Source organism: Comamonas sp. GB3 AK4-5, from assembly GCF_041320665.1.
Lineage (GTDB): Bacteria > Pseudomonadota > Gammaproteobacteria > Burkholderiales > Burkholderiaceae_C > Comamonas.
Genome location: NZ_CP166730.1, coordinates 4397513 through 4420120, shown reverse-complemented (window position 1 = coordinate 4420120; position 22608 = coordinate 4397513). Strand labels below are relative to the sequence as shown.

Here is a 22608-nt window from a genome sequence, read left to right as displayed (position 1 = left end):
TAAGAGACGATATGAGCAATGAACTTGATGCAATTTCCGAACGCTACGAACGACGTAAACACATTGCTGGTGACCGCTATGCCCGCTTGAACCCTGCGGTCAATGCCGTGGTGCAGGAGAGGCAGACGGCGCTGATCAAGCTGTTTGCGCAGCAAGGCATTCGCGATTTGTCTGCACACAAGGTGTTGGAGGTGGGCTGCGGCAGTGGCGCGAACCTGCTGGAGCTCGTGCAATTGGGCGCGACACCGGCAAACCTGGTGGGCAATGAGTTATTGCCTGGTCGCTTGGATGCGGCGCGTGCAAGGCTTCCCCAAGACGTGGCGTTGTATGCGGGTGATGCGTCGAAGTTGCCGCTGCCAGATGCATCGTTTGACATGGTTTATCAGTCTACCGTGTTCAGCTCTATCTTGGACGACGATCTACAGCAGGCGCTGGCACAGAAAATGTGGAGCTTGGTGCGCCCTGGCGGGGGAGTGCTGTGGTATGACTTCACGTTCAACAACCCGCGCAACCCGGATGTGCGTGGTGTAACGGTGTCACGGATTCGTGAGCTTTTCCCTCAAGGCGTAATGTCCACGCGACGCGTCACATTAGCTCCTCCGATTACTCGCGGGGTGGTGAAGGTGCGCCCTACGCTCTACGGGGTTTTTAACGCCTTGCCGTTTTTACGCACGCATGTGCTTTGCTGGATTCAAAAAAATGACGTCTGATTTTTTGCCTTTTGCATTGCCAGAAATTGGTGAAGAGGAGATCGCTGCTGTAGTGCAGGCTCTGCGTTCCGGTTGGATTACGACAGGGCCTAAGGCGAGGCAGTTTGAAGCGGATTTCGCCGCCTTTTTGGGAGGTGCGGTGGAGGTCATTGCGGTCAATTCCGCCACAGCCGGCTTGCACCTGGGGCTTGAGGCGTTGGGCGTTGGTCCTGGCGATGAGGTGATCACGACCACCCACACATTTACCGCCACGGCAGAAGTCATTCGCTATCTTGGTGCTGACCCCGTATTTGTGGATGTGGACGCGAGCACGCTGTGTATGGATGTGGCTGCGGTAGAAGCCGCCATCACTCCGCGAACCAAGGCCATCATTCCTGTGCACTTCGCCGGGCGTGCCGCGCAGATGCAGCCCTTGCTCGCAATGGCCAAAAAGCACGGTTTGCGCGTAATGGAAGATGCGGCACATGCACTGCCTACTACCTGTGGTGGTCAATTGGTGGGCACGCTTGGTAGCGATGTGACGGTGTTCAGTTTTTACGCCAACAAGACCATGACCACGGGTGAGGGAGGCATGCTGGTCACTCGGGACCCGGAGATTGCCAAGCGTGCACGGGTGATGCGTCTACACGGTATCAACCGTGATGCGTTTGACCGCTTTACGGCCAAGGTGCCAAGCTGGTACTACGAGATCGTGGCGCCAGGCTTCAAGTACAACATGACAGATATCGCTGCTGCCATGGGTGTTGAGCAACTCAAAAAGGTGAGAGTCTTTGCCGAAAAACGTGCCCAAGTGGCTGCGTGGTACGACGAAGCCTTGGCCGAGTTGCCCATTGTTTTGCCGCCACATGCGGCCCAGGGCGATGTGCATTCCTGGCACTTGTACGTGGTGCAGTTAGCCCAGGGCGTGATGGTGTCGCGTGATCAGCTTATTGAGCGCCTTTTTTCCCAAGGCATAGGCTGTAGCGTGCATTACATTCCGCTGCATCTACAACCTTATTGGCGCGACACTTATCATCTGATACCAGAGATGTTCCCTGTGAGTCAGCGTATTTATGAACGTACGCTGTCTCTGCCCATGTACTCGCGCATGACGCAGGCAGATGTAAACCGAGTGAGCAATGCAATCAAGGCCGTACTCAACTGATGCTGAAACGTTTATTTGATTGCTTAGCCAGCGGTTTGGGGTTGTTGCTGCTTTCACCGGTGCTGCTGCTGATTGCCGTGGCGGTGAAGCTGGACTCGTCTGGTGCAGTTTTTTTTCGACAGGAGCGGGTGGGACAATACGGAAAATTATTTCGGATTCATAAATTCCGAACCATGGTGTCCAACGCAGAGTTGCGGGGGCTGCAGATTACCGTAGGCTCTGATGCGCGTGTCACGAAAGTGGGGGGCTTCTTGCGCAAATATAAGCTGGACGAACTGGCCCAGCTGATAGACGTTTTTAGAGGAAAGATGAGCTTGGTGGGCCCAAGGCCGGAAGTGCCGCGCTATGTAGCTTGCTATCCGGAGGAAGTACGCCAACTGGTGCTCTCGGTCAAACCTGGTATTACAGACTGGGCCTCTATTCAATACAAGGATGAAAACGAGGTTCTTTCACGCTCTAGCGATCCGCAGCAGGCATATGTGAATGAGGTCTTACCAGTCAAACTGCGCTATTACACCGAATATGTGCAGGGCCGCACTTTCTGGGGTGATATTCATATTATTTTTGCCACGTTGATGGCGCTGGTGCGATAAAAATTATGGTGCTCTATAAGGCGATGGCGCGAAAAATGATGCTTGACAGATTTGCAGAGCCCTTGCTAGAGCTTCCCCGGCGTGCGAAGCAGGCCTTGGTCATCGGGCTGGATATGGTGATGTCGCTCATCGCTGTATGGCTGGCGTTTTATCTGCGTATTGACCAGGTCGGACTCCCCTTGCATGAGCAGAATTTTGTCTATGTGCTGGCCGCGCTGCTGTTCCTGCCGGTTTTCATCCGCATGGGTTTGTATCGGGCTATTTTCCGCTACACCGGTATGAGTGCAATGGCCACTACGGCGATTGCTGTGATGGTCTATGGGGGGCTTTTTTTCTGCAGTTTGTTGCTGCTGAATCGGCAGGGGGTTCCACGCAGCATCGGTCTAATACAGCCGCTGATTTTTCTGGTGCTTGTTGGTGTTAGCCGGGCCATGGCGCGCTTTTGGCTGATGGGAGAGGGGGTCACAGCCCATCTCAATGAAAAGGGCCGCTTATTGATCTATGGGGCGGGAGAGGCAGGGGTGCAAACGGCCGCTGCCATGAGTGGGGTGCGGGACTTTGTGTTGATGGGGTTCGTTGACGAGGACGCTTCCAAAGTGGGAAGAACCATCAATGGCGTCAAAATTTACGGCCCCGATCATTTGTCTGCGCAGGTAGAACATTTGAAGATTTCCGACATCCTGCTGGCCATCCCTTCCCTGGACCGCCAGCGCCGCCGCGAGATCATCGACCAGCTCCAACTGTTGCCCGTACATGTGCGCTCGCTGCCGGGCATGTTGGACCTGGCTTCGGGCAAGGTTTCGGTGTCTGATTTTCAGGAGCTGGACATTGAGGACCTGCTCGGGCGCGAGCCCGTCAGGCCAGACCGCCAGCTGCTGGCCCAGAATCTGGGCCACAAGGTGGTGTTGGTGACGGGGGCTGGCGGCAGCATAGGCAGCGAGCTGTGCCGCCAGATCGTGCGCGAGCGGCCACAAAAACTGGTGCTGCTGGAGCACAACGAGTACGGGCTGTATGCGATTCACCAGGAGCTGCAGCTGCTGTGCAAGGAGCATCAGCTGCCGGTGGAGATTCATGCCCAGATGGGCAGTATTCGGAATCTGCGCCGCGTGCGCGCGGTTTTCGAGCAGCACAGGCCGCATACCGTCTACCATGCCGCAGCCTACAAGCATGTGCCCCTGGTGCAGGACAACCCTTCCGAAGGCATTTTGAACAATGTGTTCGGCACCCTCAATGTGGCGCGGGCCGCCATGGAGGTGGGGGTGGAGCAGTTCGTTCTGATCTCCACCGACAAGGCTGTGCGCCCCACCAACGTCATGGGCGCCAGCAAGCGCATGGCCGAGTTGGCCTTGCAGGCCCTGGCCAGCGCGCAGCAGGTGGATTACTGCCCCATCGACGAGCAACCCTTCAAGACCGAGACGCCGACTCGCAACCGGACCTGTTTTTGCATGGTGCGCTTTGGCAATGTGCTGGGCAGCAGCGGCAGCGTGGTGCCGCTGTTTCGCCAGCAGCTGCGTGCCGGCGGGCCGCTGACGGTGACCCATGCCCAGGTTACGCGCTACTTCATGACCATTCCCGAGGCTGCGCAGCTGGTGCTGCAGGCCGGGGCCATGGGGCGCGGTGGCGATGTGTTTGTACTGGACATGGGCCAACCGGTAAAGATTGTTGATCTGGCGCGGCGCATGATTCGTTTGTCAGGCTTGACTGTCAAGGACGGCGCCCATGCCTCAGGCGATATAGCGATCCAGGTCGTGGGCCTGCGTCCCGGTGAGAAGCTGTACGAGGAGCTGTTGATCGGCGACAACCCGGAGACCACGGAGCACCCGCGCATCATGAAGGCCCATGAGGGCTTTCTGCCTTGGGAAGAGCTGCTGCCGCACCTGCTCAGCCTGCGCACCGCGGCCAAAATCGGCGACGCGCCTGCGATTCACCAGCTGCTGTCACAGCTGGTGAGCGGCTATGTGCCCGCGGGCAGCTCTGAGCAGGAATGCCTGGGTAGTCAGGCCACGCAGCGTCTGGCGAGTGATACCAATTGAATCCAATAGGGCTGCATCGCAGAAACCTGTGACAGTTGGGGCAGAATCCACAGCCACGGGCAAAGGCCGCTGGGTCAGCGGCCTTTGATTCTTTTTGAACTTCTCATTGTCCTGTGATCGCAGGCGCTTTCTTCCCCATGACCGACACCATCACCCACATCGCCCCCCGCGACAAAGCCGAAATCCTCGCCCAGGCACTGCCCTACATTCGCAAGTTCCATGGCAAGACCATGGTCATCAAGTATGGCGGCAACGCCATGACCGATCCCGCCTTGCAGGCGGATTTTGCGGAAGACGTGGTGTTGCTCAAGTTGGTGGGGATCAATCCGGTGGTGGTGCATGGTGGGGGACCGCAGATTGAAACCGCGCTGAACCGATTGGGCAAGAAGGGCGAGTTCATCCAGGGCATGCGGGTGACCGACGAAGAAACCATGGAAGTGGTGGAGTGGGTGCTGGCCGGCGAGGTGCAGCAGGACATCGTGGGCTTGATCCACCAGGCCGGCGGCAAGGCTGTGGGCCTGACGGGGCGTGATGGTGGTTTGATTCGTGCCAAGAAGCTGAAGCTGCTGGACAACAAGGATCCCAGCATCGAGTACGACGTGGGCCAGGTGGGTGACATCGTGGCAATCGACCCCAGCGTGGTCAAGGCGCTGCAGGATGATGCCTTCATTCCCGTCATCAGCCCCATTGGTTTTGGTGAAGAAAACGAGAGCTACAACATCAACGCCGACGTGGTGGCCAGCAAGCTGGCTACGGTGTTGCAGGCCGAAAAGCTGGTGCTGCTGACCAACACCCCCGGCGTGCTGGACAAGGCGGGCAAGCTGCTGACCGATCTGACGGCGCGTGAAATCGACGGCCTGTTTGCCGACGGCACCATCTCCGGCGGCATGCTGCCCAAGATCAGTGGTGCGCTGGACGCGGCCAAGGCCGGCGTGAATGCCGTGCACATCATCGACGGCCGCGTGCCGCATTCCATGCTGCTGGAAATCCTGACTGACCAGGCCTACGGCACCATGATTCGCAGCCACTGAGCATGAACTTGCGGCCTGCCGCAAGTTCCCGCTGGGCCCACGCCTGCCCGAGCAGCCTCGCTGCCCCGGCAGGCGTTTTTGCGTGTGCAGGCCAGAGGTTCAGTGCTGCGCCCTGGGCTGCTGCATAGCTGGAGCAGCGCGCAGCCGCGTACACTCGCCCGCTTGTCCCTCGGCGTGAGCCGCCCCGCCACAGCGCGGGCCGGTGCGGCTGCAGCGCCAGGGCCGCATGCGCACAGGAAGGGCCCTGCGTGGGCGGACAACATGGATTCAACGAATCAGGAGAGCGCCGCATGCGTTTGCTGTTGGTGGAAGACGATGTGATGGTGGCCAGCGGCATCAAGCTGGGTCTGGCCGATGCGGGCTATGCCGTGGACTGGGTGGGCAGCGGTGAGCGGGCGCTGGAGGTGCTGGCGACCGAGTCCTTCGATGTGGCGGTGATCGACATAGGCCTGCCGGGCATCGATGGCCTGGAGCTGACGCGCCGCCTGCGCCACCGCGATATGGCCAGCAACGCCATGCCGGTGCTGATTCTGACGGCGCGCGACGCGCTGCAAGACCGTGTGCAAGGCCTGGACCTGGGGGCCGACGATTACATGGTCAAACCCTTTGAGCTGCCCGAGCTGCTGGCGCGCCTGCGGGCGCTGCTGCGCCGTTCCCAGGCGGCGACCTCGGCGGTGCTGAGCTTTGGCCCCTTGGAGCTGGACACGGCCGGGCGCAGTGCCGGCGTGCGCAGCAAAGACCCGCTGTTGGGTGAGCAGCTGCAGGCCATCGACCTGGGCCCGCGCGAGTGGACGGTGCTGGAATACCTGCTGATCCACGCGCCCAAGCCGGCCAGCAAGGACAAGCTGCTGCAAGCGCTGACGGGCTGGGACAAGGAGATCACGCCCAACGCAGTGGAGGTCTATGTCTCGCGTCTGCGCGGCAAGCTGGAGCCGCATGGCGTGGCGCTGCGCTCCATTCGCGGCTTTGGCTATCGGCTGGAGCTGCTGCAGCCTGAGTCGCAGCCGCTGGCAGTCTGAAAAAACATGAGCATCTAAGGCTTGGGTAAAGCCAATCTTCCATGTATTTGGCCTGGAGATTGTCTATATATAAGCAATGCGTGCTCCTCAAAGCATAGTCCTTCTATGACCTCCGCTTTACCCATGGGCCAGACCAGGGCGCAGGCATGACACAGCGCGGCACCATGACCACCACGCTGCGCAACCGCCTGCTGCTGCTGCTGGTGCTGCCGGTCTGCATGCTGGGCGCGGTGGGCAGTTGGTGGGGCTATCGCTCGGCCGAGACCGCAGCCGGCCAGCATGACCAGCGTCTGCTGCGTCTGCTGCCGCAGATGCTGGACTCGGTCATGGCGCCCGCCATGGCGGCCAATATGGAACCGCTGATGGCCTTCTCCCCCGCCATCGACGAATTCCTACGCAACCGCAGCGGCATCACTGGCTATGCCGTGGCCGATCTGGACGGCCATGTGCTGGCGGGCGATCCCTGGATCAGCGTGGTCGTGCCCACCACGCCGGCGGCGGAATTCCACAGCCAGGAGTTTGGCGGCATCACCTACCGTGTGGCCGTCCAGCGCGGCATGACGGCTGGAGCGGGCGAAATGGTGGTGGCCCTGGCCGATGGCTCGGACGTGCGCCAGCAGTGGCGCCACCAGCTGCTTACCCATGTGCTCATGCCCAATATGCTGCTGGTGATTGTGGCGGCCTGGCTGATTTATTGGTCGGTGCGCAAGGCGTTTCAGCCCCTGGTGGCCCTGGCCCAGACGGTGGAAAGCCGCTCCCCGCGTGACCTCAGCGCCATCGATGAATCCACCTCGCCGGCCGAAGTGCGGCCCCTGGTGCAATCGCTCAACCGCTTGTTCGGGCTGGTGCAGGACCAGGCCGAAACCCAGCGCCGCTTTGTGGCCGATGCCGCCCACCAGCTGCGCACGCCACTGGCCGCACTGCAGGCCCAGGTGGAAGCCTGGGCGCTGATGGCCGCGCAGGCCGAGCGCCAGGGCGCTGCGGCGGCCCGCAAGGCGGCAGCGCCGCAGCCAGATGGCCTCTTCTTGCCCAGCGAGCAGATTGAAAAGCTGCGCAATGCCACGCGCCGCACCTCGCAGCTGGCCCACCAACTTCTGGCCCTGTCGCGCGCGGATGCGCGCCAGATGCAATCCCAGACGCCCGAGCGCGTGGACCTGAAGGCGCTGTGCGAGAACATGCTGGAGGCCTTCTGGGAAAGCGCCTCGGCCAAGCAGATCGACCTGGGGCTGGAAGTCGCACCAGCCCATGTGTCCGGCCAGGCCTGGTTGCTGCGCGAGCTGCTGTCCAACCTGGTGGACAACGCCATCAAATACACGCCGGCAGGCGGCCAGGTGACCGTGCGCTGCGGACGCCAGCGCATAGGCGGGCGCCAGGGGCCTGCATTTCTGGAGGTGGAGGACGATGGCCCCGGTGTACCCGAAGCCGAGCAGGCGCGCATTCTGGAGCGTTTTTACCGCCTTCCCGGCAGTGCGGGCGCTGGTTCAGGCCTGGGCTTGGCGATCGCCAACGAGATTGCGCAAGGGCACCAGGCCACGCTGCGGCTGTCGTCTGCTGTGGGGCAGAAGGGGCTGCTGGTGGCTTTGTGCTTCCCGGAATAAGGACGCGGGATATTTGTTGCAACGCAGCAAGCTGTTTTCAGCAAAATCCTATTGACGCATCTGGTTACGTAACATCCGACAAGCGGTTACTTTTGAAAAGTGCTGTGAGAGAATGGAACGGTTGTTACATTTGAGAGTCTTATGTCTGCGTCTGTGTCCGAAGAGATTTGCCCATCCGCCGAAACCGAAGCGCCTGTGGCCGCCGCTGCCGAGACAACACGCACGCGCAAACGCCCCAAACCTGGTGAGCGGCGCGAGCAAATCCTGCAGGCATTGGCAGCCATGCTGGAAAAGCCCGGTTCCGAGCGCATCACCACGGCTGCGCTGGCTGCCAGCCTGTCGGTGAGTGAAGCGGCGCTTTACCGCCATTTCGCCAGCAAGGCCCAGATGTATGAAGGCCTGATCGAATTCATCGAGCAATCGGTGTTCACGCTGGTGCAGCAAATCGTCACCCGCGAGGTTGAGGAGGGTAGCGTCACTCCCGAGGACGGAGCCCGCCGCGCCGCGCGCGCTGTGGCTGTGGTGCTCCAATTTGCAGAGCGCAACCCCGGCATGGTGCGCGTCATGGTGGGCGACGCCATTCTTTTCGAACATGAGCGCCTGCAGCTGCGCATGAACCAGTTCTTTGAGCGCATCGAGTCCACGTTGCGCCAATGTCTGCGCCCCGCTGCCGATGCCCTGGGCTCGACCACTCCGACGGTGGACGCCAACGTGGCCGCCAGCGTGCTGACCTCGTTCATGCTGGGTCGCATGCAACGCTTTGCCCGCACCGGTTTCCGCCGCCTGCCCACCGAGCATCTGGACGCCAGCCTGGCCATGATGCTCTGAGCCTGCATGCGGTATGCCGGCGTCACCCGCGAGGGCGCTGGCATGTTTTTGCACCACTGGCACAGGCCGCCAGGGAAGTAAACCCTGTTCCCAGGGTTGCCAGTCGGTTACTTTTTGTCGGTTAAACGCGACATTTTTCTGACCAAGGGCTTGAGTATTTACCCTTGGTCAGCTTTCCGAAAGCCGAGAGTTTGTACAAAATAGAACGATCGTTCGTTTTATTTGTGTCATGACCGCTTTCAAGGCCCACTCCGCCACCTCTCCCGCCTCTGCTCCCGAAGACCTGCCGATGGGCGAGCAGCCGCTGCCGCCCGTGGCCGGAGCCCGCCCGCGCTCGGCCCAAAAGGGTCAGCAGACCAAGGCCGCCATCATCGATGCGGCCTTGAACATGGCCATGCACATCGGCCTGGAAGGCCTGTCCATAGGCGCATTGGCCCAGGCGCTGGGCATGAGCAAGTCCGGCGTGTTCGCCCATTTCGGCTCGCGCGAGGAGCTGCAGATCTCCGTGGTGCTGGAATACCACCGCCGTTTCGAGCAGGAAGTGTTCTTCCCCGCCATCCGCGTGCAGCGCGGTCTGCCACGGCTGCGCGCCCTGTTTGCCAATTGGATGAAGCGCACCTCCATTGAGCTGGATTCCGGTTGCATCTACATCAGTGGCGCCATTGAGTTTGATGAGCGCATCGGCCCCGTGCGCGATTCGCTGGTGGAGTCGGTCAGCACCTGGCATGCCGCGCTGCGCCGCGCCATCGTCCAGTGCAAGGAAAGCGGCGATCTGCGCGCCGACACCGATGCCTCCCAGATGCTGTTTGAAGTGCATGGCCTGATCCTGGTGCTGCACTACGAGGCGCGTTTCATGCGCCTGCCCGACTCCCTGCCCCGCGCCCAGCGTGGCTTTGACAACATCCTGCAGCGCTACGGCATGCCCGAAGCCTGAGCGCCCCACCGGCCTTGCCCAGGCTGCTGCCTGCCCCTTTTTTTCGATACCCATACGTACACACCAAGAGGAGACCTATCCATGCCCAGCTACAACCCGCCTCTGCGCGATATGCAGTTCCTGATGCACGAGGTGTTCAAGGTCACCGAGGCCTACCAGCAGATGCCCACGCATGCGGAGGTCGATGCCGACACCATCAATGCCGTGCTGGAAGAAGCGGGCAAGTTCGCCGCCAACGTGACCTTTCCGCTGAATGTCAGCGGTGACGAAGAGGGCTGCCAGCTGGACAAGACCACCCACGAGGTGACCACGCCCAAAGGCTACAAAGAGGCCTACGCCCAGTTCGTCGAAGGCGGCTGGCCCGCACTGTCCTGCGACCCCAAATACGGCGGCCAGGGCCTGCCCTTTGTGGTGAATTCCGCGCTGTACGAAATGCTCAACAGCGCCAACCAGGCCTGGACCATGTACCCCGGCCTGTCGCACGGCGCTTATGAAGCCCTGCACGCCCACGGCTCGCCCGAGTTGCAGGCCAAATACCTGCCCAAGCTCACCAGCGGCGAGTGGACCGGCACCATGTGCCTGACCGAGCCCCATTGCGGCACCGACCTGGGCCTGCTGCGCAGCAAGGCCGAACCCCAGGCCGATGGCACGTACAAGATCACCGGCAACAAGATCTTCATCTCCGCCGGCGAGCACGACTTCACCGACAACATCGTCCACCTGGTGCTGGCCCGTCTGCCTGACGCGCCGGCCGGCTCCAAGGGCATCAGCCTGTTTGTGGTGCCCAAATACCTGGTGAATGCCGATGGCTCGCAAGGCGCGCGCAACAGCATTTACTGCGGCGGCCTGGAGCACAAGATGGGCATCAAGTCCAACGCCACGGCCCAGATCGTGATGGAAGACGCCGTGGGCGAGCTGGTGGGCCAGCCCCACAAGGGCCTGCAAGCCATGTTTGTGATGATGAATGCCGCACGCCTGGGCGTGGGCAACCAGTCGCTGGGCCTGACCGAAGTGGCCTTCCAGAACGCCCTGGCCTATGCCAAGGACCGCCTGCAAATGCGCTCGCTGTCCGGCACCAAGGCCAAGGACAAGCCGGCCGACCCCATCATCGTCCACCCCGATGTGCGCCGCATGCTGCTCACGGCCAAGGCCTATGCCGAAGGCGGCCGCGCGCTGTCGACTTTCTGCGCGCTGCTGATCGACCAGGAGCTCAACCACCCCGACGAAAAAGTGCGTGCCGACAGCGCCGACCTGGTGGCCCTGCTGACCCCCATCGTCAAAGCCTTCTTGACCGACAACGGCTGGATCGCCACCACGCAAAGCCAGCAGGTGTTTGGCGGCCATGGCTTCATCAAGGAATGGGGCATGGAGCAGTATGTGCGCGACAACCGCATCAACATGATCTATGAAGGCACGAATGGCGTGCAGGCCCTGGACCTGCTGGGTCGCAAGGTGCTGGGCAACCAGGGTGCCTCGCTGAAGAAGTTCGGCAAGCTGATTGCCAAGCTGGTGGAGGAAGAGGGCGTCAACGAAAAGATGAGTGAGTTCATCACCCCCGTGGCCATGCTGGGCGAGCAGATGACCAAGTTCACTACCGAGATTGGCTTCAAGGGCATGCAAAACCCTGATGAAGTCGGCGCCGCTTCGGTGGACTATCTGCGTGTGGCCGGCCACCTGGTGTTTGGCTATCTGTTTGCCCGCATGGCCCAGGTGTCGCTGCGCGCCATTGCCGCTGGCAATGCAGACCCCTTCTACCTGGCCAAGCTGCAGGTGGCACGCTTTTACTTCGCCAAGCTGTTCCCCGAAACCGCCACGCTGATGCGCACCGCCCGCGCCGGCAGCAAGACGCTGATGGACAGCGACGCCGCGCTGGCCTGACAGGGAAGAGATGCCGCTGCGCTGCTTCAAAAAGTGCAGCGGCTGGTGCAGACAAATCCTGAAGTTCCAATAGAAAGGGCCTGAAGATGAAGAAGATTCAAGCACTGGCAGCTGCGGTTTTGGTAGCGGGCGGCATGTCTGCCGCCTGGGCGGAGATGACGCCTGTGGGCACCTGGCGCAGCGTGGACGACAAGACCGGCGAAGCCAAGTCGGAAATCCAGATCAGCGAAAGCGCCGGCGTGGTCAATGGCCAGGTCACCAAGCTGCTGCGCAAGGGCGTGGACCCGACGGCCCTGTGCACCGAATGCAAGGACGCGCTCAAAGACAAGCCCATGGTGGGCCTGCCCATCATCACCGGTGCCAAAAAGGCCGAGGGCAAGGACGTCTGGGAGGGCGGCAAGATCCTCGACCCCGAAAGCGGCAAGAGCTACACCCTGCGCCTGACACCCATCGAAGACGGCAAAAAGCTGGAAGTGCGCGGCTCCATAGGCCCCTTCGGCCGTACCCAGACCTGGGTGCGCGTGCAGTAAGCCCGCCCGCCCTAGGCCTTTTGCCTCGCTTATTTTTCCCCATTTCGACGCAGCCCGGCCCAGGCTGGGCTGCGTCCTTTCACCCCACACCCCATGTCCCGATTCAACGTCAAGAAAGTCGCCGTACTCGGCGCCGGCGTGATGGGCGCGCAGATCGCAGCCCATCTGGTCAACGTCAAAGTGCCGGTCATCTTGTTTGACCTGCCCGCGAAAGAAGGCCCCAAGAGTGGCATTGCCGAGCGTGCCATCGCCAATCTGAAAAAGCTCAAGCCCTCGCCCATCGGCGTGGCCGAAGATGCCGACCTGATCCAGGCCGCCAACTACGAAGAGCATCTGAAGCTGCTCAAGGGCTGCGACCTCATCATCGAGGCCATTGCCGAGCGCATGGATTGGAAGCTGGACCTCTACAACAAGATCGCCCCCTTTGTGGCCAAGCATGCGCTGGTGGCCTCCAACACCTCGGGCCTGTCCATCACCAAGCTCAGCGAGGCCCTGCCCGACGCCATCAAGCCGCGCTTTTGCGGCATCCACTTCTTCAACCCCCCGCGCTATATGCCGCTGGTGGAGCTGATCAACACCCCCACCACCAACGCCGAGGTGCTGGACCAGCTGGAAGCCTTTGTCACCAGCGGCCTGGGCAAGGGTGTGGTGCGTGCCCACGACACGCCCAACTTCATCGCCAACCGCATCGGCATTGCCGGCATGCTCTCCACCATGAAGCAGGCCGAGAACTTCGGCCTCTCCTTTGACGTGGTGGACGACCTCACGGGCAAAAAGCTGGGCCGCGCCTCCAGCGGCACCTTCCGCACCGCCGATGTGGTGGGCCTGGACACCATGGCCCATGTCATCAAGACGCTGCAGGACAACCTCAGTCTGGACACCGACCCCTTCTACGGCAACTTTGGCACGCCCGCCGTGCTGCAAAAACTGCTGGACCTGGGCAACCTGGGCCAGAAGGTCAAGAAAGGCTTCTTCAAGAAAGTGGGCCGCGACATCCTGCAGTTCGAGCTGGACAGCGAGGACTACGTGCCCGCAGGTGGCAAGGCCGATGAGGTCTATGCCCGCATGCTGAAAAAGCCTGCTGCCGAGCGCCTGCCACTGCTGCGCAATGCCGAAGGCGCTGCAGGCCAGTTTCTGTGGGCCATTCTGCGCGACAGCTTCCACTACGCCGCCATCCACCTGGAGCATATTGCCGAGTCTGCCCGCGATGTGGACCAGGCTATGCGCTGGGGCTTTGGCATGAAGCAAGGCCCGTTCGAGCTGTGGCAGGAAGCCGGCTGGCTGCAAGTCGCCAAGCTGGTGCAGCAAGACATTGATGCCGGCAAGGCGCTGTGCAAGACGCCGCTGCCCAAGTGGGTGTTTGAAGGCCCGGTGGCCGAAGCCGGTGGTGTGCACACGGCGGCAGGCTCGTGGAGCGCTGCCCAGGGCAAGTTCATTGCCCGCCGCGTGCTGCCGGTGTACGAGCGCCAGCTGTTCCCTGAGAAGCTGCTGGGCGAAACCAATCTGCCCGACTGGAAAACCGCAGGCACGACGATTGCAGAATCCAAGGCGCTGCGCAGCTGGACGCTGGACGATGGCGCGGAAGGCCCCTTCGGTAAGCGGGTGCTGATCGCAAGCATCAAGAACAAGATGCACGCCATCAGCCCCGAAGTGATGGAGGCCCTGGTGGAAGCCGTGGAGACGGCCGAGCGCGATTTCGACGCCATGGTGATCTGGTCCGGCGATGCGCCCTTCAGCGTGGGCGCCGACCTGGAAGCCACCATGCCGGCCTTTGTCATCGGCGGCGCCGATGCCATCGAAAGCATAGAGGCCGAGCTGCAGAACATGATGTTGCGCATACGCTATGCGCAGGTGCCCGTGGTGGCTGCCATCCATGGCATGGCCCTGGGCGGTGGCTGCGAGCTGGCCGTTTACAGCGCCCGCCGCGTGGCCCATATGGAAAGCTATATCGGCCTGGTGGAAGTGGGCGTGGGCCTGGTGCCCGGCGCCGGCGGCCTGACCTATATCGCCCGCCGCGCGGCCGAGAACATGGCCCTCAGCACCAGCAAGGATGTGCTGCCCTTCCTCACCGAAGGCTTTACCGCCGCCGCCATGGCCAAGGTGGGCACCAGCGCCATTGAATCGCGCAAGCTGGGCTATCTGCTGGATTCCGACCTCATCGTGCCCCACAAGGACGAGGTGCTGTTCACCGCCATCAATGAGGCCAAGTCCATGGCAGCCGGTGGCTGGCGTGCGCCGCTCAAGCGTTTGTTCCCGGTTGCCGGCCGCAGCGGCCTGGCCACCATCAAGGCCCAACTGGTGAACATGCGCGACGGTGGATTTATCAGCGCCTACGACTTCAAGATCGCTTCCATGATTGGTGAAGTGGTCTGCGGCGGCGATGTGGATGCCGGCTCGCTGGTGACCGAGGAATACCTGCTGGCGCTGGAGCGCAAGGCCTTCTGCCACCTGATCGGCCAGCCCAAGACGCATGAGCGCATTCTGGGCATGTTGAACACCGGAAAACCTGTACGGAACTAAGCCTGTCTCCACTCCTTCCCCCGCCGGGGGAAGGTTGGGATGGGGGCTCTCCACACTTCACCACCATGCGCAACCAAGCCACAGCCAACGCCAGAGCGAATGCGCCTGTGCTTCGCCGTGAGATGACCGACTCCGAGCGCAAGCTCTGGGCCGGGCTGCGCAGGGAGCAACTGGGCGTGAAGTTTCGCCGCCAGCATCCGCTGGGGGCCTATGTGGCGGACTTTGCCTGTCTGGAGCCCAAGCTGATCGTGGAGCTCGATGGCTCCCAGCATCAGCTGCAACAAGGCTACGACGCTCAGCGCGATGTCTTTTTCCGTGGCCAGGGCTTTGATGTGATGCGGTTTGCATCCAACGAGCCATTTCTTCATCTGGATGGGGTGTTGCAAGCCATTGCCAACCGGCTTGGCACGCTTCAAAAACAGCCCCCATCCCCACCTTCCCCCGAGGGGGGAAGGAGTCATACCTTGCAGGAGCAATCTCCATGAAACAAGTACAAGACGCCTACATCGTTGCCGCTACGCGCACGCCCATTGGCCGTTCGGGTCGTGGTTATTTCAAGAACACGCGCCCGGACGATCTGCTGGTGGCCGCGCTGAAAAGCGCCATGGCCCAGGTGCCCACGCTGGACCCCAAGGCGATTGAAGACGCCATCATCGGCTGCTCCTTCCCAGAGGGCGAGCAGGGCATGAACATGGCGCGCATTGCCGTGGGCCTCGCCTTTGACCACCCCATTGGCGGTGTGACGGTGAACCGCTTTTGCGCTTCGGGCGTGACCGCCATCCAGATGGCGGCCGACCGCATTCGCGTGGGCGAGGCCGATGTGCTGATCGCCGGCGGCGCCGAGTCCATGAGCATGGTGCCCATGGGCGGCAACAAGCCCTCGTTCAATCCCGAAATCTTTGCGCGCGATGAGAACGTGGGCATCGCCTACGGCATGGGGCTGACGGCCGAGAAGGTGGCCCAGCAGTGGAAGGTGACGCGCGAGATGCAGGACGCCTTCGCGCTGGAGTCCCACCTGCGTGCCGTGCGTGCCCAGCAGGCCGGTGAGTTTGCGGACGAGATCACGCCCATCGACATCGTGGAGCGCAGCCCGAATCTGGCCACCGGTGAGGTCATCACCAAGACCCGCAGCGTCAACTTGGATGAAGGTCCCCGCCCCGACACCACGCTGGAGGCCCTGGCCAAGCTGCGCCCGGTGTTCAATGCCCGTGGCTCGGTCACGGCCGGCAACAGCTCGCAGACCAGCGATGGTGCGGGCGCCCTGATTCTGGCCAGCGAAAAAGCCGTCAAGCAGTTCGGCCTCACGCCCCTGGCCCGCTTTGTCAGCTTTGCAGCACGCGGTGTGCCGCCCGAGATCATGGGCATAGGCCCTATCGAGGCCATTCCCGCTGCGCTGCGCTATGCCGGCCTGAAGAGCGAGGACATTGGCTGGTATGAGTTGAACGAGGCCTTTGCGGCCCAGTCGCTGGCCGTCATCAACTCCCTGGGGCTAGACCCTTCCAAGGTTAACCCCATGGGCGGCGCCATCGCCCTGGGCCACCCGCTGGGCGCCACCGGCGCCATCCGCGCCGCCACCGTGGTGCATGCGCTGCGCCGCCACAACTTGAAGTACGGCATGGTCACCATGTGCGTGGGCACGGGCCAGGGCGCGGCCGGCATCTTCGAGCGGGTCTGAGGCCATGACCACCCCACTGCAACCAGTTGGGTGGACCTCCACCCAACTGGCCGTGCCGGGCAGCAGCGCCCGGCTGGCGCTGCGCCACTGCAGCCCGCAAGGCCAGGCTCAAGCCCAGCTCCAGGCGCGTGTGGTGCTGGCTGCGGCCATAGGCGTGCCGCAGACGTTCTACAGCGCCTTTGCCGAATGGCTGGCCGCGCGCGGCTATGCCGTCACCACCTTTGACTACCGGGGCCATGGCGCATCGCTGCATGGCCCCTTGCGCCAGGCCAAGGCCGATTTGATGGACTGGGCCCAGGACTGCCTGGCCGTGGCCCAGCAGCTGCGTGCCCAGGATGCGGAAGAAGGCCTGCAGCGCCAGCTGCTGTGGGTGGGCCACAGCGTGGGGGCGCAGCTGCCGGGGCTGTGCCAGCCCATGCTGCCGGTGGATGGCCTGCTGGCCATCGCCTGCGGCAGCGGCTACTGGCGCGACAACGCGCCGCCCACCAAACGCAAGGCGCTGCTGTGGTGGTGGCTGGTTCAGCCCGTGGTGACCACGCTGTGCGGCTGCCTGCCGGGCAAGCGTCTGGGCCTGGTGGGCGACTTGCCAGCCGGTGTGGCCTGGCAATGGCGGCGCTGGTGCATGCACCCCGACTACAGCCTGGGCGTGGAGGGCGAGGCCGTACGCCAGCGCTTTGCGGCAGTGCGCTATCCGGTGCATGCGCTCTCCATCACCGACGATGAAATGATGTCGCTGCGCAGCACCCAATCCTTGGTGGGCTGGTACAGCCAGGCGCCGCAGCAACTGGAGCGCATTGCGCCCGGCGATGCAGGCGTGGCGCGCATAGGGCATTTCGGCTTTTTCCGCCGTGAGATGGCTGGCGCTCTGTGGCCCAGGGCGGGCGCTGTGCTGCAGGCCTGGCTGCAGGGCGGCGCTGGCGCAGCACTGGCACCTGGGGGGCAGATGCCGGAGGCCAACTCCGCTACAGTGGCTGAGAAACGCCTGCCACCGGACATGGATCACCGTGTGGGCTAGGGCGGTATAAGACGGAGACCTTATGACTGATGCCAACCCCCACCCCCTGGATGCCATGCTGGCGCTTGCGCCGCGCGCCCCTGGTCTGTATGACGGCCACACCCACGCCAGCTACTGGAACATGGTGGGCCCCTATGGCGGCGCGACCGCTGCCGTGCTGCTCCAAAGCGTGCTGCAGCACCCCAAATGCCTGGGCGAGCCGGTGGCCTTGACGGTGAACTTTGCCGGCCCGGTAGCGGCCGGACCCTATCGCATCGAGGCCACGCCGGTGCGCACCAATCGCTCCACCCAACATTGGACGGTGACGCTGCTGCAAGACGATGAGCAGGGCCAGCCCCAGGTCACCACCACCGCCACGGCGGTGACGGCCGTGCGGCGCGAGACCTTCAGCGTGGACGGCATTGGCCCACCCCATATGCCTACGCCCGAAAGCTGCGAGCGCTTTGACACCGTGGGAGCCATGGAATGGCTGCAGCGCTACGACATGCGCGTGGTGACGGGGGGCATCCCGCAAACCTGGGACGACAGCGCGCACGAGCCCATCTCGCAGCTGTGGGTGCGCGACAATCCCCCGCGTGCGCTGGATTTTCCGGCGCTGGCCGCGTTGTGCGATGTGTTCTTTCCCCGCATCTGGCTGCGCCGTGCGCGCCGGGTGCCGGCGGGTACGGTGTCGCTGACCATCTACTTCCATGCCGACAGCGCGCAGCTGGCGGCCCAGGGTGAGCAGTTCCTGCTGGGCCAGGCCGATGCCCAGGCTTTTCGCAACGGATTCTTCGACCAGACCTCCCAGGTCTGGGACAGCGCGGGCCAGCTACTGGCCACTACACACCAAACCGTTTACTACAAAGAGTGAAGCACCCTTTGCGCAGCCTGATTGCGCCGAGGGCGTTTTTCCCCTTGATCTCCTTCTCCCCCTAAGGAAGCCCAGACATGAGCGAAACCACGGCCGATATCCTGGTCCACACCGAAGCTGGTGTGCGCACCATCACCTTCAACCGCGTCGACAAAAAGAACTCCATCACCCAGGCCATGTACAGCTCCATGGCCGAGGCATTGACCAGCGCCGCCACCGATGACGCCGTGCGCGTGGTGGTGCTCCAGGGCCATGCCACGATCTTCAGCGCCGGCAATGACATCGGCGATTTCCTGGGTCGCCAGGACGGCCAGGGCCTGCCGCAGGAATCGCCCACCTTCCGCTTTCTGCACGCGATCTCGGCCTTTCCCAAGCCCATTCTGGCCGCCGTGGCCGGCCCGGCCGTGGGCATTGGTACGACCATGCTGCTGCACTGCGACCTGGTCTATGCCGGTGACAACGCCGCCTTCTCCATGCCTTTTGTGAACCTGGGCCTGTGCCCGGAAGCCGCATCCAGCCTGCTGCTGCCGCAGATGCTGGGCTACCACCGCGCCGCCGAAGCCCTGCTGCTGGGCGAGCCCTTCATGGCCGAGGCCGCGCTGGAAGTGGGCCTGGTCAACCGCGTGCTGCCGCCCACCGAGGTCAATGCCTATGCCCAGGCCCAGGCCCGCAAGCTGGCTGCCAAGCCGCTCTCGGCATTGGTGGAAACCAAGCGCCTGATGAAGTCCGGCCAGCAAGGCGCCGTGAAGGCGCAAATGGCCGAAGAAGGCGCCAGCTTTGGCCGCATGCTCACCGCCCCCGCCGCCAAGGAAGCCTTCACCGCGTTCATGGAGAAGAGAAAGCCCGATTTCAGCAAGTGCTGAAAACGGGCGACACCCCCCTGAGGCGCTGCGCGCCTTCCCCCCGCTCTTCGCGAGCTGCGCTCGCGGGCAGGGGGACGACACCAGCGCGGCGGGGCGGCCCTTGCGCGGTGCCCTGGTATGGGCTGCGGCAGTTTTGTGCGCTGCGCCCTGGATTGACTCCCTCGCCCCTTTGGGGAGAGTGTGGGGGTGAGGTGCCGCCTCCACGTAGCGCGTACACCAGAGCCAAAACCGCTTGAAACCGAGGCGGATAGCGCTCAGGTTGCTCTGCTTTTTACAAGGAATACCTATGACCCCCAAGCCTGCGGCAGCAGCTGCCCCTGTGGTTTTTGAGCCGGAATTCATTGCCGGTATGCGCCAGCTGACCGAGGAGCTGATCAGCTTCAATAAGGTGCTGGGTCTGAAGCTGGTGTCCGTCACCCCGGACGAGGCCTGCGCCCGCCTGGTGATGAAGCCCGAGCTGATTGGGCATTTCGCCTACCAGCGCATCCATGGCGGCGCCATCAGCGCGGCGCTGGATTCCATAGGGGGCGTGGCGGTGATGGCGGCCATTGCGGCCAAGCATATGGATGAGCCGCTGGCCCAGCGCATGCAGCGCTTTGGCCGCCTGGGCACCATCGATTTGCGCGTGGATTTTCTGCGCCAGGGCATTGGCGAGGCCTTCACCGTGCGTGGCCAGGTGCTGCGTCTGGGCTCGCGCGTGGCGTCCACGCGCATGGAGTTTTTGGCCGAAGACGGCACGCTGCTGTCCACCGGCGCGGCGGCTTATATCGTGTCGTGAGCGTTCAGAGCCGACGGTGAGCGGCCCGTGATGCGGCGGAACATGGTGGAAAAAGCGCCCGCGCTGTCATAGCCCATCTCCAGCGCCACCGTGCCCACGGCAGCGCCGGCGGCCAGCCGGGCCAGGGCGTGGGCCACGCAGGCCCGCTGGCGCCATTGCTGAAAGCTGATGCCGGTCTGCGCCTGGAAATGCCGTCCAAAGCTGCGCAGGCTCAGGTGCAGGCGCTGTGCCCAGTCCTGGGCCGGCTGGTGAATGTCCGGTGCCTGCAGAAAATCCGCACACAGCGCGGCCAGCCTGGGGTCGGCGGGCTGGGGCAGGTGCAGCGGCAGCGGCGGTGCTGCCGCTACCTCATGCAGCAGCAGCGCGACCAGGGCGCCATCGCGCCCAGCCGGGTCGTAGTGCAGCGGCATCTGCACGGCCTCGGCCAGCAGCTGGCGCAGCAGGGCGCTGGCCGCCAGCACCACACAGCCCATGTCGGCGCGCGGCGCCTGGGCAGGTTCTATGTACAGGCTGCGCGTGGTCACGCCCAGCATGCGCACCTGGTGCGGCACGGCGGCCGGAATCCAGACCGCCTGCTGCGGTGGCACGGCCCATGCGCCCTGGGCGGTTTGCACCTGCATCACCCCGGTGGCGCCATACAGCAGCTGGGCGCGCCGGTGCTGGTGCCAGGGCAGCAGCGTGTCGGGGGCATAGCGGGTGCTGAGGGCCAGCACCGTGCGGTCGGTGGCGTCCAGCAGGTCCAGTGGCAGGTCATGCATGGGGTGTGTCGGCAGATTCTGGCGTTTTCAAAGAAGGTGTTGGCAAGTTTACGTAAACAAGCCATTCGAGGGCGGCATACGCTTGCAGTCTTGTCAGGAAAGGACGCAGAGCATGGATGCGACGGTGATGGGTATTTACGGTGCGCTGGCGCTGGCCAGCGTGGGGGCTGGTGTGAGCACGGTGCTGTTTGGCTTTGGCGGTGGTTTTGTGGTGGTGCCGCTGCTCTACCACGCGGTGCGGGTGCTGGGTGGTGAAGCCAGCGCCACGGCGGATGCGGCTATGCAGGTGGCGGTGGCCACCTCGGCCTGCGTGATGGTGGTGTCGTCGACCTTGGCAACCCGCCGCCACGCCCTGCGCGGCAATCTGGTGCGTGAGCAGCTGTGGCCGCTGGCCGGCTGGATTGCGCTGGGCGCTATCGTTGGCGCGGCGCTGGCCATGGCGCTGCCAGGTAACTGGGTGCGCTGGGCCTTTGTGGCCTATATGGTGGTGAGCATTGCCGACTGCGTGCTGCGCCCGGGTTTTGTGCAAAGCACCGGCCTGTCTGCCACTGGTTACCAGCCGCCGCCGGCGACCACCGCCGTGCTGGGCCTGGGCATTGGCACGATTGCCGCCGGCCTGGGCGTGGGCGGCAGCGTGATGACGGTGCCGCTGATGCGCCGCCGGGGCCTGAGCATGACGGTGGCCACCGCCATGGCCAGCCCGCTGACCTTGCCGGTGGGCGTGGCCGGTGCCGCCACCTTCATGCTGGTGGGTGCGCAACAGGCGCCCGTGCTGCCCGGGCTGCACTGGGGCTATGTGGACCTGTGGGCCCTGGCATTGCTGGTAGCCGGCTCGCTGTTGGGCATGCGCTGTGCGGCGCCGTGGATTGGCCGCATTCCAGACCGCTTGCATGCGCAGATTTATGTGGGCTTGCTGGCCATGGTGCTGCTGGCCATGCTGTGGTGAGTGCACAGCGATTCAGAGACGGTAAATCTGTGTGCAAAGGCAATACATGCAAGTCAACGTGACCGATGAATGGTTTGGTTACTGATATTGCGAGATATGGGGGAAACACGTCATTTGCTGTGCATAGCATGGGCTTTTCGCGTAAGGAGAACTTGAATGGCTGTGCAAAACCCCTTTTTCGGCAAGCGAGACTCGGAAGCTTTCAATACCCGCACCACGGTCGGCAGCACGCTGAGCGGTGGCAACGGTAACGGCAATGGAAACGGCTACGGAAGCTCCGCCACCGCGTCCAGCCCGGCGACGGGAAGCAGCAGCTCCTCCAGCAGTGTCAGCACCGTGCGCAGCACAACGCCGAGCGCGGCAGCCGAGGGCGGCGGCAGCAAGCTGACGGTGGGCCCCAACATCAAGCTCAAGGGCGTGGAAATCACCGACTGCGACACCCTGGTGGTGGAAGGCACGGTCGAGGCCACCATGGATTCACGCGTGATCCAGATTGCCGAGCAGGGGGCGTTCCGGGGCTCCGCCGAAATCGACATTGCCGAAATCCATGGCCGCTTCGATGGCAATCTGACGGTGCGCGACAAGCTGGTCATCTTCAGCACCGGCCAGGTCAGCGGCACCATCCGCTACGGCAAGATCGTGATCGAAGAGGGCGGCCGGCTCAGCGGTGACATCCAGGTCGGTGGCAGCAAGGCGGGAGGCTCCACCAGCACCAGTACCAGCAGCGCAAGCACCAGCAGCACCGCGGTGGACGCTTCGTCCTCTCTGTCGGCCTGACACATGCAAAGCGGCCGCTGAGGCCAGAGCGCGGCTGCGCGCTCTGGCGTCACAGGGCATAGGGCCGCAACGCAAAAAGGCCTGCAACCCCTTGGGGCTGCAGGCCTTTTGCATGCGGTGCATGG

General features: G+C 63.2%; 21 protein-coding genes. 20 read left to right on the top strand and 1 reads right to left on the bottom strand.

Annotation, left to right across the window (positions count from 1 at the left end; genetic code table 11):
• Nucleotides 1-11: 11 nt before the first annotated feature.
• The 18 genes from ACA027_RS19655 (at nt 12) to ACA027_RS19570 (ending at nt 20002) form a co-directional block, all read left to right on the top strand.
• Nucleotides 12-710, top strand: coding sequence for a class I SAM-dependent methyltransferase (locus tag ACA027_RS19655; RefSeq protein WP_370679870.1), 699 nt, complete (start codon nt 12-14; stop codon nt 708-710).
• The gene (locus ACA027_RS19650; RefSeq protein WP_370679869.1) at nt 700-1854 is read left to right on the top strand and encodes a DegT/DnrJ/EryC1/StrS family aminotransferase; all 1155 of its coding nucleotides are present in this window, start codon (nt 700-702) and stop codon (nt 1852-1854) included. The genes ACA027_RS19655 and ACA027_RS19650 overlap by 11 nt, the downstream gene beginning before the upstream one ends.
• Nucleotides 1854-2447 carry a sugar transferase gene (locus tag ACA027_RS19645; protein WP_370679868.1) on the top strand — a complete coding sequence of 198 codons (594 nt, stop codon included), beginning with the start codon at nt 1854-1856 and terminating at the stop codon, nt 2445-2447. Before ACA027_RS19650 ends, ACA027_RS19645 begins: the two co-directional genes overlap by 1 nt.
• Before the next feature lie 113 nt (nt 2448-2560).
• A complete protein-coding gene (locus tag ACA027_RS19640) occupies nt 2561-4480 on the top strand; it encodes a polysaccharide biosynthesis protein (RefSeq protein WP_370682637.1) in 1920 nt (639 codons plus the stop codon).
• A gap of 137 nt (nt 4481-4617) precedes the next feature.
• Complete coding sequence (argB, locus tag ACA027_RS19635; RefSeq protein ID WP_370679867.1) at nt 4618-5511, top strand: acetylglutamate kinase; 894 nt, start codon at nt 4618-4620, stop codon at nt 5509-5511.
• A 290-nt stretch (nt 5512-5801) separates the two neighbouring features.
• Complete coding sequence (locus tag ACA027_RS19630; RefSeq protein ID WP_370679866.1) at nt 5802-6530, top strand: response regulator transcription factor; 729 nt, start codon at nt 5802-5804, stop codon at nt 6528-6530.
• A 164-nt stretch (nt 6531-6694) separates the two neighbouring features.
• Nucleotides 6695-8128: a sensor histidine kinase gene (locus ACA027_RS19625; RefSeq protein WP_370682636.1), complete on the top strand. Its 1434-nt coding sequence runs from the start codon at nt 6695-6697 to the stop codon at nt 8126-8128.
• A gap of 141 nt (nt 8129-8269) precedes the next feature.
• Nucleotides 8270-8956, top strand: coding sequence for a nucleoid occlusion factor SlmA (slmA, locus tag ACA027_RS19620; RefSeq protein WP_370679865.1), 687 nt, complete (start codon nt 8270-8272; stop codon nt 8954-8956).
• Between the two features lie 289 nt (nt 8957-9245).
• Nucleotides 9246-9890, top strand: a complete 645-nt coding sequence (locus ACA027_RS19615; RefSeq protein WP_370682635.1) for a TetR/AcrR family transcriptional regulator — start codon at nt 9246-9248, stop codon at nt 9888-9890.
• Between the two features lie 81 nt (nt 9891-9971).
• Nucleotides 9972-11768 (top strand): acyl-CoA dehydrogenase C-terminal domain-containing protein, encoded by a 1797-nt coding sequence (locus ACA027_RS19610; protein ID WP_370679864.1) that lies wholly within the window; start codon nt 9972-9974, stop codon nt 11766-11768.
• Between the two features lie 86 nt (nt 11769-11854).
• The gene (locus ACA027_RS19605) at nt 11855-12298 is read left to right on the top strand and encodes a DUF2147 domain-containing protein (RefSeq protein WP_370679863.1); all 444 of its coding nucleotides are present in this window, start codon (nt 11855-11857) and stop codon (nt 12296-12298) included.
• Nucleotides 12299-12391: 93 nt separating this feature from the next.
• Nucleotides 12392-14818: a 3-hydroxyacyl-CoA dehydrogenase NAD-binding domain-containing protein gene (locus tag ACA027_RS19600; RefSeq protein WP_370679862.1), complete on the top strand. Its 2427-nt coding sequence runs from the start codon at nt 12392-12394 to the stop codon at nt 14816-14818.
• A 65-nt stretch (nt 14819-14883) separates the two neighbouring features.
• Nucleotides 14884-15303 carry an endonuclease domain-containing protein gene (locus ACA027_RS19595; RefSeq protein WP_370679861.1) on the top strand — a complete coding sequence of 140 codons (420 nt, stop codon included), beginning with the start codon at nt 14884-14886 and terminating at the stop codon, nt 15301-15303.
• Nucleotides 15300-16493 (top strand): acetyl-CoA C-acyltransferase, encoded by a 1194-nt coding sequence (locus ACA027_RS19590; protein WP_370679860.1) that lies wholly within the window; start codon nt 15300-15302, stop codon nt 16491-16493. The genes ACA027_RS19595 and ACA027_RS19590 overlap by 4 nt, the downstream gene beginning before the upstream one ends.
• Before the next feature lie 4 nt (nt 16494-16497).
• A complete protein-coding gene (locus tag ACA027_RS19585; protein ID WP_370679859.1) occupies nt 16498-17508 on the top strand; it encodes an alpha/beta fold hydrolase in 1011 nt (336 codons plus the stop codon).
• Nucleotides 17509-17530: 22 nt separating this feature from the next.
• Nucleotides 17531-18361 (top strand): acyl-CoA thioesterase, encoded by an 831-nt coding sequence (locus ACA027_RS19580; RefSeq protein WP_370679858.1) that lies wholly within the window; start codon nt 17531-17533, stop codon nt 18359-18361.
• 77 nt (nt 18362-18438) lie between these two features.
• Nucleotides 18439-19224, top strand: a complete 786-nt coding sequence (locus ACA027_RS19575) for an enoyl-CoA hydratase (protein WP_370679857.1) — start codon at nt 18439-18441, stop codon at nt 19222-19224.
• A gap of 286 nt (nt 19225-19510) precedes the next feature.
• A complete protein-coding gene (locus ACA027_RS19570) occupies nt 19511-20002 on the top strand; it encodes a thioesterase family protein (protein WP_370679856.1) in 492 nt (163 codons plus the stop codon).
• Here the strand turns inward: ACA027_RS19570 and ACA027_RS19565 are convergent.
• Complete coding sequence (locus ACA027_RS19565) at nt 19987-20760, bottom strand: helix-turn-helix transcriptional regulator (RefSeq protein WP_370679855.1); 774 nt, start codon at nt 20758-20760, stop codon at nt 19987-19989. The genes ACA027_RS19570 and ACA027_RS19565 overlap by 16 nt on opposite strands.
• Nucleotides 20761-20872: 112 nt before the next feature.
• Here ACA027_RS19565 and ACA027_RS19560 point away from each other — a divergent pair, with 112 nt between their 5' ends.
• Both ACA027_RS19560 and ACA027_RS19555 read left to right on the top strand, forming a co-directional pair.
• Nucleotides 20873-21706, top strand: a complete 834-nt coding sequence (locus ACA027_RS19560; RefSeq protein WP_370679854.1) for a sulfite exporter TauE/SafE family protein — start codon at nt 20873-20875, stop codon at nt 21704-21706.
• A 156-nt stretch (nt 21707-21862) separates the two neighbouring features.
• A complete protein-coding gene (locus tag ACA027_RS19555; protein ID WP_370679853.1) occupies nt 21863-22483 on the top strand; it encodes a polymer-forming cytoskeletal protein in 621 nt (206 codons plus the stop codon).
• Nucleotides 22484-22608 lie beyond the last annotated feature (125 nt).